This window comes from Ensifer sp. 22521 (assembly GCF_052044795.1).
In the GTDB taxonomy this organism is placed as follows: Bacteria; Pseudomonadota; Alphaproteobacteria; order Rhizobiales; family Rhizobiaceae; genus Ensifer.
This window is the reverse complement of record NZ_JBQENM010000019.1, coordinates 46,063-59,385: the sequence shown is the minus strand read 5'-3', so window position 1 is coordinate 59,385 and position 13,323 is coordinate 46,063. Positions and strand designations below refer to the sequence as shown.

10 protein-coding genes are annotated in these 13,323 nt (G+C 63.5%); 5 read left to right on the top strand and 5 right to left on the bottom strand.

What is annotated here, in order from left to right; all coding sequences use genetic code 11:
• Positions 1-2: 2 nt before the first annotated feature.
• Positions 3-2,039 carry a vWA domain-containing protein gene (locus ACTJKE_RS25245; protein WP_440692770.1) on the top strand — a complete coding sequence of 679 codons (2,037 nt, stop codon included), beginning with the start codon at positions 3-5 and terminating at the stop codon, positions 2,037-2,039.
• Positions 2,040-2,373: 334 nt separating this feature from the next.
• Here ACTJKE_RS25245 and ACTJKE_RS25240 read toward each other — a convergent pair whose 3' ends face one another.
• Entirely contained in the window at positions 2,374-2,721 is a 348-nt protein-coding gene (locus tag ACTJKE_RS25240) for a hypothetical protein (RefSeq protein WP_058323203.1), read from the bottom strand.
• A gap of 237 nt (positions 2,722-2,958) precedes the next feature.
• On the opposite strand from ACTJKE_RS25240, the gene ACTJKE_RS25235 reads away from it, so the two are divergent.
• The 3 genes from ACTJKE_RS25235 (at position 2,959) to ACTJKE_RS25225 (ending at position 6,994) form a co-directional block, all read left to right on the top strand.
• The gene (locus ACTJKE_RS25235) at positions 2,959-3,594 is read left to right on the top strand and encodes a helix-turn-helix transcriptional regulator (RefSeq protein WP_440692768.1); all 636 of its coding nucleotides are present in this window, start codon (positions 2,959-2,961) and stop codon (positions 3,592-3,594) included.
• A 106-nt stretch (positions 3,595-3,700) separates the two neighbouring features.
• Positions 3,701-4,846, top strand: a complete 1,146-nt coding sequence (locus ACTJKE_RS25230) for an aminotransferase class I/II-fold pyridoxal phosphate-dependent enzyme (RefSeq protein WP_057254163.1) — start codon at positions 3,701-3,703, stop codon at positions 4,844-4,846.
• Between the two features lie 177 nt (positions 4,847-5,023).
• On the top strand, positions 5,024-6,994 hold the full coding sequence (locus tag ACTJKE_RS25225; protein ID WP_057254165.1) for an acyltransferase family protein: 1,971 nt from the start codon (positions 5,024-5,026) through the stop codon (positions 6,992-6,994).
• Positions 6,995-7,097: 103 nt separating this feature from the next.
• Here the strand turns inward: ACTJKE_RS25225 and bmt are convergent, their stop codons facing one another.
• Together bmt and ACTJKE_RS25215 are read right to left on the bottom strand one after the other, a co-directional pair.
• Entirely contained in the window at positions 7,098-8,114 is a 1,017-nt protein-coding gene (gene bmt / locus ACTJKE_RS25220; protein WP_058323199.1) for a betaine--homocysteine S-methyltransferase, read from the bottom strand.
• 65 nt (positions 8,115-8,179) lie between these two features.
• On the bottom strand, positions 8,180-9,538 hold the full coding sequence (locus ACTJKE_RS25215; RefSeq protein WP_440692765.1) for an O-antigen ligase family protein: 1,359 nt from the start codon (positions 9,536-9,538) through the stop codon (positions 8,180-8,182).
• 371 nt (positions 9,539-9,909) lie between these two features.
• On the opposite strand from ACTJKE_RS25215, the gene ACTJKE_RS25210 reads away from it, so the two are divergent.
• The gene (locus tag ACTJKE_RS25210) at positions 9,910-10,779 is read left to right on the top strand and encodes a D-alanyl-D-alanine carboxypeptidase family protein (RefSeq protein ID WP_440692763.1); all 870 of its coding nucleotides are present in this window, start codon (positions 9,910-9,912) and stop codon (positions 10,777-10,779) included.
• Positions 10,780-11,104: 325 nt separating this feature from the next.
• Here ACTJKE_RS25210 and ACTJKE_RS25205 read toward each other — a convergent pair whose 3' ends face one another.
• Entirely contained in the window at positions 11,105-12,151 is a 1,047-nt protein-coding gene (locus tag ACTJKE_RS25205; protein WP_057254173.1) for a quaternary amine ABC transporter ATP-binding protein, read from the bottom strand.
• Positions 12,144-13,055, bottom strand: coding sequence for an ABC transporter permease (locus tag ACTJKE_RS25200; RefSeq protein ID WP_057254175.1), 912 nt, complete (start codon positions 13,053-13,055; stop codon positions 12,144-12,146). The genes ACTJKE_RS25205 and ACTJKE_RS25200 overlap by 8 nt, the downstream gene beginning before the upstream one ends.
• Between the last annotated feature and the right edge of the window lie 268 nt (positions 13,056-13,323).

The window sequence follows — 13,323 nt, the reverse complement described above, 5'->3', positions numbered from 1 at the left end:
CGATGAGCGACGATTTCGAAAAGCTCTCCGGGCTCACCCCGCCGAAGGCTTCCGCGGAAGCGCGCGCCCGCGCGCTCACTGCCGCCATGCAGGCCTTCGACGAGCGGCAAGAAAATTCGACTGCCACCCAAGGATCGGTCCAGCCGGTTCGTCAAAGCTCCATCTTCAACCGGATATGGAGCCCTATCATGAACCGGAAACTGCTTGCCGGATCGGCACTCGCCACCCTGCTCGTCGTGCCCGCCGCAGCCTTTCTGACGCTCGAACTGACGCGCAACGGTTCGCCTTTCGGCGAGAGCGCGCAGGAGATCGCGCTGAAGGACGAGGCGAAGAAGGAAGTGCAAAGGCAAAGGCCCGAGCCGCAGATGGCGGCCAAAAAGGCGGCCACAGATGAACTCGCGCGCCAGCGGGAGGCAAAAACCCTGGAGGCGCCCGCCAGCGCAGCGGTGGAGAGCGAGGCCGCAGCGCCCGCTGCGGATGCAATGGCCAACGGCGTTGCGCGCGACAGCGCCGCCCCGCTGTCGGCCGTCGGTGGCATGCAGCCGCAGATGACTTATCAGCCTGCGCCGATCGCCCAGGAGGAGAGCCTGATCGCACCGCCGGAAAACCGCGAGCGCTTCGGCAAGGCCGACAGCAATCCGGTGAAAAGTGTTGTGACTGACCCGGTCTCGACCTTCTCGGTCGATGTCGACACGGCAGCCTACGCCTTCGTGCGCCGCTCGCTGATGGAAGGGCAGATGCCGGAGCGTGAGGCCGTGCGCGTCGAGGAGATGCTCAATTACTTCCCCTATGATTGGCCGCGCCCGGAAACCGCCGCCGAGCCGTTCAAGGCGACGGTGACGGTGACCCCGACGCCGTGGAACGGCGGCACACGGCTGATGCATGTGGCGATCAAGGGCTACGACGTCGTGCCAGCGCAAGCGCCGAAGGCAAACCTCGTTTTCCTGATCGACGTCTCCGGCTCCATGGACGAGCCGGACAAGCTGCCGCTCCTGAAAGGCGCCTTCCGGCTGCTGGTCGAGAGATTGAAGCCCGAGGATACGGTGTCGATCGTCACCTATGCCGGCAATGCCGGGACGGTGCTGGAGCCGACCGCGGTGAAGGACAAGGCGAAGATCCTTGCCGCGATCGATACATTGCAGCCGGGTGGTTCGACCGCCGGCGCCGAAGGTATCGATGCGGCCTATGCGCTCGCCGAAAAGGCCTTCGTCAAGGGCGGGGTCAACCGCGTCATGCTGGCGACCGATGGCGATTTCAACGTCGGCCCGTCGAGCGACGAGGATCTGAAGCGGCTGATCGAAGACAAGCGCAAGAGCGGCATCTTCCTCTCGGTGCTCGGCTTCGGCCGCGGCAACTACAACGACGCGCTGATGCAGACGATCGCCCAGAACGGCAACGGCACGGCCGCCTATATCGACACGCTCGCCGAAGCGCAGAAGACGCTAGTGGAGGAGGCAGGCTCGTCGCTCTTCCCGATCGCCAAGGACGTCAAGCTGCAGGTGGAGTTCAACCCGGCGGCGATCGCCGAATACCGGCTGATCGGCTACGAGACGCGCGCCTTGAAGCGTGAAGACTTCAACAACGACAAGGTGGACGCCGGTGACATCGGCACCGGCCATAGCGTGACGGCGATCTACGAGGTGACGCCGACGGGCAGCCCCGCGGTGCTGAACGACGACCTGCGCTATGCGGAGGCACAGAAGCCGGCGCCGGAAGCAAGCCCGCATGGCGGCGAGCTCGCCTTCCTGAAGATCCGCTACAAGAAGCCTGACGGCGACAAAAGCGAACTGATCACCACGCCGGTGACCGAGGCCAATGCAGTGCCGGCGCTCGCTGAGGCGCCCAACGACGTTCGCTTCTCCGTCGCGGTTGCGGCCTTCGGGCAGAAGCTCGCGGGCGTAACGGCCCTCGCTGACTATTCCTATGACGCGGTCATCGACCTTGCCACCGCTGCCAAGGGCGCCGACCCGTTCGGCTATCGCGGCGAGTTCGTCAACCTGGTGCGGCTGGCGAAGGGGCTCGGTGGTTCGCGCAATTGAAGGTGGCTCGGTTTGAGTGGGCTCGCCCCTCATCCACACGGTGAGGGAAGCCCCTCATCCGGCTGCCGCCACCTTCTCCCCGCCTGCGGGGAGAAGGAAACGCATGGCACCCGCTCATACCCACAGCGGCCCATTCGCGCCTTGCCCTGGAGATCGAGGACAAGTGGAGACGTAGCCGTCGCTCTCCCCGCCTGCGGGGTTAGGGTGAGGGGCGATTGGCGGCCTCATCCGCCCTCATTCCTGTGACAAGCACAGGAATGAGGGCGTAGAGGTTTGGAGCTTGCACTATCGCCCCCCACGACGGTCGGGCTCACATCGAGGAGGGGCTGTCGTTTCACGCCTTCGGAAAAGCGCGGTCCAGACCGCCGGCCTTCGAAAGCCCGGCCTTGAACGCCTGGTAGGCGGCGTGCTGGCTGGAGCGGCCGGCTTCCATCAGGCGCATCTGCAGGCGCGCTGGGGCCGTGTTGCCGAACCATTGCCCGAGCTTTTCCAGTTTCAGGGAGTTCAGGAACTTGGCCTCCGAGGCGAGGTCGAGGTGGCGATAAAGGCCATCCATCAGACGCTCGTCCTGCTCGGGGTTTTCCATCAGCAGGCGCAGGAAGGACTGGTCCGCTTCGGCGAAAGCCCCAAGCTTCTCGGCAACGGTATCCCGGTCGGGAAAGGAGGCTGGGCCGGCGTTCATGTAAGTCTCCCGTCTGCGTTTCCGACCGCGCGGCGCGCCTTGTGAGGCGCACATAGGATCGCTAGCACGTTGAATTGCTGCATGGTTTCGTCCATTTCCGGTACGAACGGGCAGGCAGCGAATCTTCCTGTCATCGGGGATAGGCCAGCGGAACGGTACGCAAGCTGCAGCGCATATGCTGTGTTTGAACAAATAGTCTAATATTGACAATTGGTGTAATTTGAGAAATAACCGGGCATGACCATTGCACCCGCCTTCGCCTCCATCCTTGCCACGCATGCGCCGACGGCCGCTGCGATCAGCGCCTTGCTCTATCCGCATGGAGAGGTCGTGGTGCACGATCTCAGGACCGGTACGGTTGCAGGGATCTGGAACTGCTTTTCCGGGCGCGCGGTCGGCGAAGATTCGCTGATCGAGGAAGAGTTCGCCGCGGTCGGCAGCGCCGACGCCGTGCTCGGTCCTTATGAAAAAACCGGCACGGATGGCCGGCGCTTCAAGTCGATCTCCGCCGTGCTGCGTGACGAGGCGGGCGAAGCGGTCGGCCTGCTTTGCATCAATCTTGACATGTCGATGATCGATACCGCGGTGAAGCTGCTTTCGGCTTTCGCCGGCGCCGAACAGCCGAGGCCACAGGCGCTTTTTGCGCGCGATTGGCGCGAGGAGATCAATGCGACGCTGCATGGCTGGCTGAAGGAGCGGGGGCTGGCACTTTCGGCCCTGAAGCGCGGCGATCGCGTGGCGCTGGTGGCAGCACTCGATGGACGCGGACTGTTCCAGACGCGCAATGCCGTCGATCACCTGGCAAGCCTCATCGGCGCCTCCCGCGCCTCGATCTACAATTATCTTGCTGCGGCACGCGGCGAGGCACCCTGATTTGAAACACGCGCAATTCCGGACGGAGACCGCTTCGCGTCTCCCCGTAGTTGCCTGATCTGCAACCGTTTCGCGCGCCGCCGGGCGCCGAGAGGAGGAGACTTCCATGACGACCTTGCCCGATTTCCGGCTTGAAACCCATTTCTCTCGCTGGGAGTTCAATGCCCGCCACCATATGACGGCGAGCGACAGCCAGACGATAAGCATGAGCGATCTGCTCGCACTTGCCGACGACGGGGACCGCGCCGCCTGGGACAGCGTGACGCTCGGCTACACCGAGACCTATGGCGCGCCGGCGTTGAGAGCGGCGATCGCTGCCACCTATGAAGGGCTTTCGGCCGCAGACATCCTCTGCTTCGCCGGCGCGGAGGAGGGGCTCTATTGCGCCATGCTGGCGCTGCTCGGGCCGGGTGACCACGCTATCGTGACAGTGCCGAACTACCAGTCGATGGAAACTTTGCCGGTAACGATCGCCGGTGCCGTCACCGGCGTGCCGCTCCGGCCGGAAAACAACTGGCGGCTCGATATCGCCGATGTCAGGGCGGCGTTGCGCCCGAACACCCGGCTGATCTGCATCAACTTCCCCAACAACCCGACCGGTGCCATCGCCGACCAGGCAACGTTCCGGGCTCTGGTGGCGCTCTGCGCCGAGCGCGGCATCCATCTCTTCAGCGACGAGGTCTATCGCGGCCTGGAACGCGATCCCTCGCTTCGGCTGCCGCAGGCGGCCGAGTGCTTCGAGCGCGGCATCTCGCTGAACGTCATGTCCAAGGCATACGGGCTTCCGGGCCTCAGGATCGGCTGGATCGCCTGTCGCGACCACGCGCTGCTCGAGCGCATGGAGAAGATGAAGCACTACCTGTCGATCTGCAATTCGCGACCGTCGGAAGTGCTGGCGACGATCGCGCTCAAGGCCCGCGCTGTTATCCTCGATCGCAACCGGGCGCTGGTCGCTGCCAATCTCGAAAAGCTCGGTACCTTCTTCGCCGAGTTTCCCGATCTCTACGAATGGCGGGCACCTGACGGAGGCTGCGTCGGATTTGCCCGCTATCTCGGCGCCGACGGTGTCGAGACCCATTGCCGGCGTCTCGTGGAGGAGTCGGGCGTCTTGCTCCTTCCTTCGAGCCTCTTCGTTTCCGATCTTCTTCCGGTCGCAACCGATCGCTTCCGTGTCGGTTTCGGCCGCAAGGATATCGAGACCGGGCTCGATGCCTGGCGCCGGCATCTCACAGGGCTTCGTGCATCGGTCTGACACCCGCGAGCCGAAGGATATCTCGTGTGCTCCCGCGGCGGCCTTCGGTCGCCGCGGCGCCGGTTGGCGGCCTGTGCCCAGAAATCGCGCGAATGTGGATATAGACCGGGCAGCAATGGTCCTGTCGTTAGGGCCGTGTTAACCAGCGGCCCCTGCCACCGAGTGTTCCCCCTGCTGATGCATTACAGACCCGAAATCGATGGACTGCGCGCGCTTGCCGTGGTGCCAGTCCTCCTGTTCCATGCCGGTTTCGGCCTTGTTGCCGGCGGTTTTGCCGGCGTCGACGTCTTCTTCGTCATTAGCGGCTTTCTGATCACCTCGATCATTCATCGCGAAATCCGCGACGGAAGCTTCAGCATCGTCCGCTTTTACGAGCGGCGGGCCCGCCGAATTGCACCTGCGCTCCTGCTGGTTTGTGCCGTTTCGATCCCTTTCGCGCTTCTGTGGATGTTGCCGCAGGAGCTCAACACTTTTGGCAAGAGCCTCTATGCCGTGAATTTCTTCGCCTCGAATTTCCTGTTCTGGGATCAGACGGGATATTTCGAGCCGAGCACCGAGCTGATGCCGCTGCTGCACACCTGGTCGCTGGCGGTCGAGGAGCAGTTCTATCTCGTCTTTCCGCTGCTCCTGCTTGTGCTGCGCCGCGTGTCTGCGGCAACGGCGCTGAAGGTCGTGCTGGCGCTCGTCGGCTTGAGTTTTGCGATGACGCAGCTGCTGGCGCGGGTCGATCCGGCCGCGAATTTCTACCTTCTGCCCAGCCGCTTCTGGGAGCTTGGCATCGGTGCGGCTCTGGCGCTTGTGGGCGCCGAGAGGCTCGATCTGGCAAAAGGCCGCCGCGAACTGCTCTCAGGCCTGGGCCTGGCAGCGATCATCGCGAGCTACCTCTTCGTGCCGGAATCGGCCTTCTATCCCGGCTTTACGACGGTGCCCGTGGTGCTCGGAACGGCGCTGGTTCTTGCCTTTGCACACGGCGACACTGCCGTCGGACGGCTGCTGTCGCTGAAGCCGCTGGTCGCGATCGGCCTCATCAGCTACAGCCTTTACCTCTGGCACCAGCCGGTCTTCGCCTTCGCGCGGCTGAGGGCGATCGACGGCATCCCGGCCGAGGGCTATGCGCTCTTGATCGTGCTGTGTTTCGCGCTCGCCTATCTCAGCTGGCGTTTTGTCGAGCAGCCCTTCCGCAATCCCAAGCGCTTCGGGCGCGGCGCGGTCTTCGGCGCAACGCTTGCCGCCGGATCGGCGGCGATCGCACTCGGCTTCGGCTTCGATGGTTCGGACGGACTGGTTGCCCGGAACCGCGAGCTCGCGCGGTTGACACAGCCGAGCGTCGGTCTCGGCAAGAAATGCGATGCCGTCGCCGATCTCGCATGCGCCACCAGCCCGAAGCCGGAAGTCGCGGTCTGGGGCGATTCCTTTGCCCGCCATCTCGTCGATGGCGTCATCGCCTCGAAGCCGGATGTGCGGCTGGTGCAGCTTGCCAAGAACAATTGCGGTCCGTTCCTGAACCTGGCGCCCGTCGTTTCCCGGCTCGGTCGCAACTGGCCGCAGGACTGCGCGCGCTACAACGACGACGTCCGCCGCTTTCTGCTTGCCAACCGGTCGATCCGCTACGTCGTTCTGTCCTCGCAGCTCAGCCAGTATCTGCAGCAGGAGACGGTGCTCGTCGACGGCCGCAAGGAAATGCCGTCGGAAGTCAGCCTTCTCAGCGACGGCCTGCGCACGACGCTCGCCTGGCTGAAGGCCAACGGCTTCGAAGCCGTCTTCGTGGCGCCGACGCCGCATGACGGCCGCGACACGGGGCTCTGCGTGGCCAGGGCACGGTTGCTCGGCGAACCGGATCAGCGCTGCGAGCCGGCGCTGAAGGACGTGCGCAAATATGATCAGGACGTGCTCAAGGTGGTCGCCGATATCGCCGACGAATATCCGGTCGTCAGCTTCATGAACTATCTCTGCGATGCGGATAGCTGCAAGGTCGAGGACAAGGGTGTCTCGCTCTTCGAGGACTTCGGGCATTTCTCCGAGCAAGGATCTCGCCAGATGGGCCGAGCCTTCGACTTCTACCGCTCCTTCATCCAGGCGGCGGAGCGCGATGCTCTTTCCTGGCGTGAGCCGGGCACTCTGCCGCTCTTCGGGAGCGCCGATCTTTAACGGCGTGTGCCACTACCGGGCGCTGTCCATCAATCTCCAAAAACAAACGCCCCGGATCATGCGATGCCGGGGCGTTTGCTTTTGATTTGGCTTGTCGCTCAGATCAGGCGCGGCGGCTGCGACGCTCGCGGGCCGGCGCGGCTGCCGTTTCGTTGGCGGTCTTGTTGCGCATGGGGCCGATCTTTTCGATGATCAGCTCCAGCGTCGGGCGCTCGCGGCGCACATGCTCGTCCAGCGCCACGCGCATGGCGGCGAGGTGGTCGCAGGTGGTGCCGCAGCAGCCGCCGATGATCTTGGCGCCGGCATCGGCCGCAAGCCGTACATATTCGGCCATCAGCGGCGGCGTGCCGGAATAGTGGATCTCGGAGCCGCGGAATTCCGGAATGCCGCAATTGCCCTTGACGATCACGGTCGCCTCAGGGGCGGCTTCGGTCATGTCGAGCAGCGAGGAAAGGATGTCCGAAGCGCCGACGCCGCAATTGGCGCCAACGGCCACGGGCCCGTTGCCGAGATCGCTGACGACACCGTGGATATCCTTCGGATGCAGGCCCATCATCGTCTTGCCGGCGGTGTCGAAGGAGCCGGTATAGACGTAGGGCAGGCCCACCTTGGCAGCGGCTTCGGCGGCGGCGCGGATTTCGTCCGGCGAGGACATGGTTTCGATCCAGGCGACTTCGGCGCCTCCGGCCTTCAGGCCTTCGATCTGCTCGATGAAGGCGACAACCGCGTCCTCATAGGAAAGCGCGCCGAGCGGAATCAGCAGTTCGCCGGTCGGGCCGACGGAGCCGGCCGTGATGACCTTGCGCGGTGCCTTGTCGGCAACGGCGCGGGCGATCTCGGCGGCGCGCTTGTTCAGCGCATGCACGCGGTCGTCCGCCTGGTGCAGTTTCAGGCGATGGCGGGTGCCGCCGAAGGTGTTGGTGAGGATGATGTCGGCGCCGGCGTCGACGAAATCCTGATGCAGCTTGGTGATGTTCTCCGGCTTGCTCTCATTCCAGAGTTCCGGCGCTTCGCCGGCCTCCAGGCCCATGGCGAAGAGCGACGTGCCGGTGGCGCCGTCGGCGAGAAGAATGCCTTTTTCGGCGAGGAGAGAGGAGAGGACATTGGATGCTGCGGTCATCGGTTTTTCCCGGCTAGAAGAGATTACACTAAGATATAAAGATATCCTTATGTCTTGGCAAGCGTTCAGCGTCGGGAGGCTGGCGCTTCCGCGCGCATGCTCATGCGGCCGGCAAGCCCGAGCCCGAAGACGGCAAGCGCGGTCAGCAGCCACATCGGGTCGGCACGATTGAGGAAGAAGCTTTCGAGCATGGCATTATAGGTCATGAAGATGACCACCATCACGCAGAAGTCGGCAAAGATCCGCGCCTGCGGGCGACGATAGGCGCGGATGTAATCGAAGAGCGGTTTGACGAAGAGGAGGGCCGTCATGAGGATGCCGCCCGGCACGCCGAACATCAGCACCGCGTCGAGATAGCTGTTGTGACCGGTAACGATGCCGCGCACGTCCCAGCTCGCCTCGAAATTCGCTTCCATTCCCATGATCACGGGCGATAGCCAGAAACTCGCATAGCCCTGGCCGAGCCACGGGCGCTCGGCGATGCTGGCACTGGCGAATTTCCAGATGTCGTCGCGGCCGGTAAATGTCGGATCGTCGATCAGGGCCTTGGTGATCGAAAGCAGCGTGTCGGAATAGATGCTGCCAAGCGTCAGGCCGAAGATCAGAGCCGACATGGCGAGGTGGGCGAGGATCATCAGGCTGGGGCTGCGCACGGCGCGCCCGGCAAAGACGAGGCCGATCGCGATCGGCAGGAAGCCGATCGTCGTCTTCGACCCGGTATGAAGCACGAAATTGGCCGCAAGAAGCGTGATTGCCCAGCCGCGCAGCGGCGCACCGGCACGCAGGCAATAGATGCCGAACATGCAGAGGATGGAAAAGACCGGGGCCGAGACGTTCTTGTGCAGCAGATGGCCGCGCCAGAAGCCCGCATGCCAGGGTTCGTCGCCGAGGGCCGAATGGATGGCGCGGTCTGGCGCCACGAAGAGCGCGGCATAGTCGATCAGGATCAGAAGCAGGATGGCGTTGGCGCCGGCATTGACGAAATCTCGCTCGCTCCTCGGCAGCACCAGCACGCCCGCCACCATGATCATCGCAATGAGGCTCAGCGTCAGGCCGCGGGCGGAAGCCGCAGGGTCATAGGACTGCAGGCAGGAGAGATAGGCGATCGCGAAGATCGCGATCCAGCTCGGCGAGACCAGGCGGGCCAATATCCGCCTGTCGACCGTAAGCAGCATGGCGAACAAATAGACCGCGCCGAGCACTAGGTAGCCGACCTGGTTGATGATATTGCCTTCGTTGGCGGCGTTGGGGTCCGTGGTTACCGCACCCTCAAACGGGATCAGCGTGAAGACGATGAGGAACAGGCCAAGGCCCGAGAGCAGCGCGGCAAGACCGTGGACGAGCTCCGCCAGGCCGGCATCGAAGGCAGCCGGCACCCGCTGACGCTCGGTGGATAGGTTTGCCGTGGCTGAGTTCGGGTGCATGGCCTGCCGAAACGGGTGGAAGTTTGCCGCGTCGCGGGCGACGCCTTCGTTTGTGAACCCACGCCGGTGTCGCCGTTGAGGCTGGCCGGGCAGGGGAGACGGTCACCTTGGCGCAATCAGGTTAAACCTCGGTGAAGCGCGAGATGGTCCTGCCCGCGGCGACGGCTTTGTGCCTCGGCCGCCGGGACTGTGATATTTGCAGACGGATTGCCGCAGGTGCTTGCCGCGCGGGCCTGCTACCCATAAAAAGGCGGGGATGTCTCGGCCGTGGAAAACGCGGCCGCTGCCGTATTGAGCGGCATGTCTTCCATAATTCGATCACGATTTTCGTCCCGAGGTCGTTCGATAGCGTCGAAACGAGAAAACACGATATGCAGTCCCTTATCCGTATGGTCGCGTCTGCCGCGGTCTCCGTGAGCCTGCTCATTGGCAGCGCATCCTATGCCGCAGCCGGACAGGCGCATTTTGTCGTCAACGCCGAGACCGGCTCGATTCTCGAAGCCGACAATGCGGACGAGCTGAACTTTCCGGCCTCGCTGACGAAGATGATGACGATCTATCTCGCCTTCGAAGCGCTGAAGAACGGCACCCTGCAATGGGACCAGAAGCTGACGGTTTCCGAACATGCCAACGGCCTCGAGCCGTTCAAGCTTGCCGTCGGCGCTGGCCGCCAGATCACCGTGCGCGAAGCGGTCATGGGCATGGTCGTGCTTTCGGCCAACGACGCAGCCGTCGTGATCGGCGAGACGCTTGCCGGCAACGAGCCGGCCTTCGGCGAGATGATGACCCGGAAGGCCAAGGCACTCGGCATGAGCCGCACGGTATTCAAGAACGCCAACGGCCTGCCGGACCCGGCCCAGGTGACGACGGCGCGCGACATGGCGACGCTTGGTCTCGCGCTGATGCGCGACTTTCCTCAGGAGTTCCAGCTTTTCGCCAACAAGACGATCGAGTTTCGCGGCATGAAGCTGCGCGGCCATAACGGCGTGATGAAGCGCTACGAAGGCGTCGACGGCATCAAGACCGGTTATACGGACGCCTCCGGCTACAACCTGGTGACGTCTGCCAAGCGCGGCGGCACCCGCCTCGTCGCCGTCGTCATGGGCGGCAAGACTGCACAGGCGCGCGACGACGACATGATCGCTCTGCTCGACAAGTTCCTGCCGCCGAAGGAAGACGCAAGCGCTGCAAGCGTCGCCGAGCCGGTTGCAGCGGCAACGGCAGCGAACACGACGAACTAACACGCGTTTCGATTTCGATTGTCGGGGGGCAGACTCGCCTTCCGATACAGGTTCAATCCGCCTCTAAGCCGAATCTTCGGTTCTTGTGATTGATCATCGGCGAGAAAGTCTGCCCCTCACCCTAACCCTCTCCCCGCAGGCGGAGCGAGGGGACGTGCCCGGTCGCCAACCGCCAGCCATTGGCTGGGGAGCTGGATGATCTTGTCAGGTTAGGGAATGCGGCCTTGCCACGAGTCCCTTCTCCCCGTCAGAACGGGGAGAAGGTGCCGGCAGGCGGATGAGGGGCGCCTCGTCAGTTGGCGCGGCTGCCCCCGATCATCCCGTTTCAAGCCGCCGCGCGATCCTCGTGGCTCGTTGGCGTGACCATGGCGGAGATGACGGTGGAAAGGTCGAGTGCACCGATCGGGCGGCCGTTGACGTCGACCACATGGGCGCTTGTGACTCGGGCAGCGGTCATCATGCGGGCGGCCGATTCCAGCACGGTGCCGGTCACGAGCGGTACGCCTTCGGCATTGCCCGAGAGCGGGCGCATGATCGTTTCGACATTGATCACCCGCCCACGGTTCACTTCCTTGACGAAAGCGGTGATGTAGTCGTCGGCCGGCGAAAGCACGATCTCCTGGCCGGTGCCCTGCTGCACCACGCGTCCGTCGCGCAGGATGGCGATCTTGTCGCCGAGGCGCAGCGCCTCGTCGAGGTCGTGGGTGATGAAGACGACGGTCTTCTTCAGTTCCTTCTGCAGGTCGAGAAGCACGGTCTGCATGTCGACGCGGATCAGCGGATCGAGCGCCGAATAGGCTTCGTCCATCAAGAGGATATCGGCATCGTTGGTGAGCGCGCGGGCAAGGCCGACGCGCTGCTGCATGCCGCCCGAAAGCTGGTTCGGATAGTGGTTCTCGAAGCCCTTGAGGCCGACGCGCTCGATCCAGCCGCGCGCACGCTTCTCGCTCTCCTTGCGCTCGATGCCCTGGATTTCGAGGCCGTAGACGGTGTTGTCGAGCACGGTACGGTGTGGCAGCAACGCGAATTTCTGGAACACCATCGCCGTCTTGTGGCGGCGGAATTCCCGGAGAGCGTCGTCGTTCATCTTGCAGACATCGACACCGTCATAAAGCACTTCGCCCGAGGTCGGGTCGATCAGCCGGTTGATGTGGCGGATCAGCGTCGACTTGCCGGAGCCGGAGAGACCCATGACCACCATGACGCCGCCGGCGGGCATGGAGATGTTGATGTCCTGCAGGCCGAGCACGTGGCCGTGCTTCTCGTTGAGCTCGGCCTTGCCCAAGCCTTTCTTGACGGCGTCGACAAAGTCGCCGCCGCGGGGTCCGAAGATCTTGTAGAGGTTCTTCACCTCGATCGCGTGACTAGCCATGGATAACCTCCGAGTGCTTTTGCAGCCGCTTGCCGAAGGCCTGGCTGGTACGGTCGAAAATGATGGCTATGCCGACAAGGGCAAAGCCGTTGAGGAAGCCGACGGTGAAGAACTGGTTGGCGATCGCCTGCAGCACGTTCTTGCCGAGGCCGCCGACGCCGATCATCGAAGCGACGACAACCATCGCCAGCGACATCATGATCGTCTGGTTGATGCCGGCCATGATGGTCGGCAAGGCGAGCGGCATCTGCACATTCTTCAATTTCTGCCAGGACGACGAGCCGAAGGCGTCGGCCGCTTCCATCACTTCCTTGTCGACGAGACGAATGCCGAGATTGGTCAGCCGGATCATCGGCGGCACGGCGTAGATGACGACGGCGATGAGGCCCGGCACCTTGCCGAGGCCGAAGACCATGACGACAGGGATCAGATAGACGAAGCTCGGCATCGTCTGCATGACGTCGAGGATCGGGTTGATAAAGGCCTGCACCCGGTCCGAGCGCGCCATCAGAATGCCGATCGGAATGCCGATGACGATCGAGATGAGCGTACAGACGGTGACCATCGCAAGCGTGACCATCGTGTCGTTCCAAAGCCCGACAAGGCCGATGGCGATCATCGACAGCGCCGTCCCGATGGTGACGTTGATGTTGCGGCTGCCGAAATAGACGACCGCCACCATGAGCACCAGGACCAGGATCCAGGGCGAGCCGACGAACAGGCTTTCGAGGTAGTTCAGGAACCATTGAAGCGGCTGGACCATCCTGTCGATGATGTCGCCATAGGACCGCACGAATCCCTTGAAGCCGTCGTCGACGGTCTTGCGAGCGAGCCGGATCGTGCCTTCGTCAATGGCAGGGAACTTGCAGAGCAAAGCTGGCAAGACACTGCAGATGGATGCCATATGTATCCCCTTCTTGGCCGGAAGTCTTTTATCTCGCCGGTTGCGTCTCGGCATCGATTTGCGTCGATGCCTGCGCACACTGCTGGTGGCCTCTTTGGGCCCGGCTCTTGAACTGTGTCAGCGAAATGTGGCGTCCGCTTTACTGTTTGCGACGCGGACGGCCTCGCTTCGCCGCCTCTGGAACGACGCACGCTCGAACGGAACCCGCAAGAGCGCTGCATTGTCCCCGTTCCGGCATCACAACCGGAACGGACAGGCGGCCGTCAGG

Bases quoted from the DNA above. Each gene is read 5' to 3' on its own strand.
- ACTJKE_RS25245 (WP_440692770.1), top strand. From the start codon at position 3: ATGAGCGACGATTTCGAAAAGCTCTCCGGGCTCACCCCGCCGAAGGCT.
- ACTJKE_RS25240 (WP_058323203.1), bottom strand. From the start codon at position 2,721: ATGAACGCCGGCCCAGCCTCCTTTCCCGACCGGGATACCGTTGCCGAG.
- ACTJKE_RS25235 (WP_440692768.1), top strand. From the start codon at position 2,959: ATGACCATTGCACCCGCCTTCGCCTCCATCCTTGCCACGCATGCGCCG.
- ACTJKE_RS25230 (WP_057254163.1), top strand. From the start codon at position 3,701: ATGACGACCTTGCCCGATTTCCGGCTTGAAACCCATTTCTCTCGCTGG.
- ACTJKE_RS25225 (WP_057254165.1), top strand. From the start codon at position 5,024: ATGCATTACAGACCCGAAATCGATGGACTGCGCGCGCTTGCCGTGGTG.
- bmt (WP_058323199.1), bottom strand. From the start codon at position 8,114: ATGACCGCAGCATCCAATGTCCTCTCCTCTCTCCTCGCCGAAAAAGGC.
- ACTJKE_RS25215 (WP_440692765.1), bottom strand. From the start codon at position 9,538: ATGCACCCGAACTCAGCCACGGCAAACCTATCCACCGAGCGTCAGCGG.
- ACTJKE_RS25210 (WP_440692763.1), top strand. From the start codon at position 9,910: ATGCAGTCCCTTATCCGTATGGTCGCGTCTGCCGCGGTCTCCGTGAGC.
- ACTJKE_RS25205 (WP_057254173.1), bottom strand. From the start codon at position 12,151: ATGGCTAGTCACGCGATCGAGGTGAAGAACCTCTACAAGATCTTCGGA.
- ACTJKE_RS25200 (WP_057254175.1), bottom strand. From the start codon at position 13,055: ATGGCATCCATCTGCAGTGTCTTGCCAGCTTTGCTCTGCAAGTTCCCT.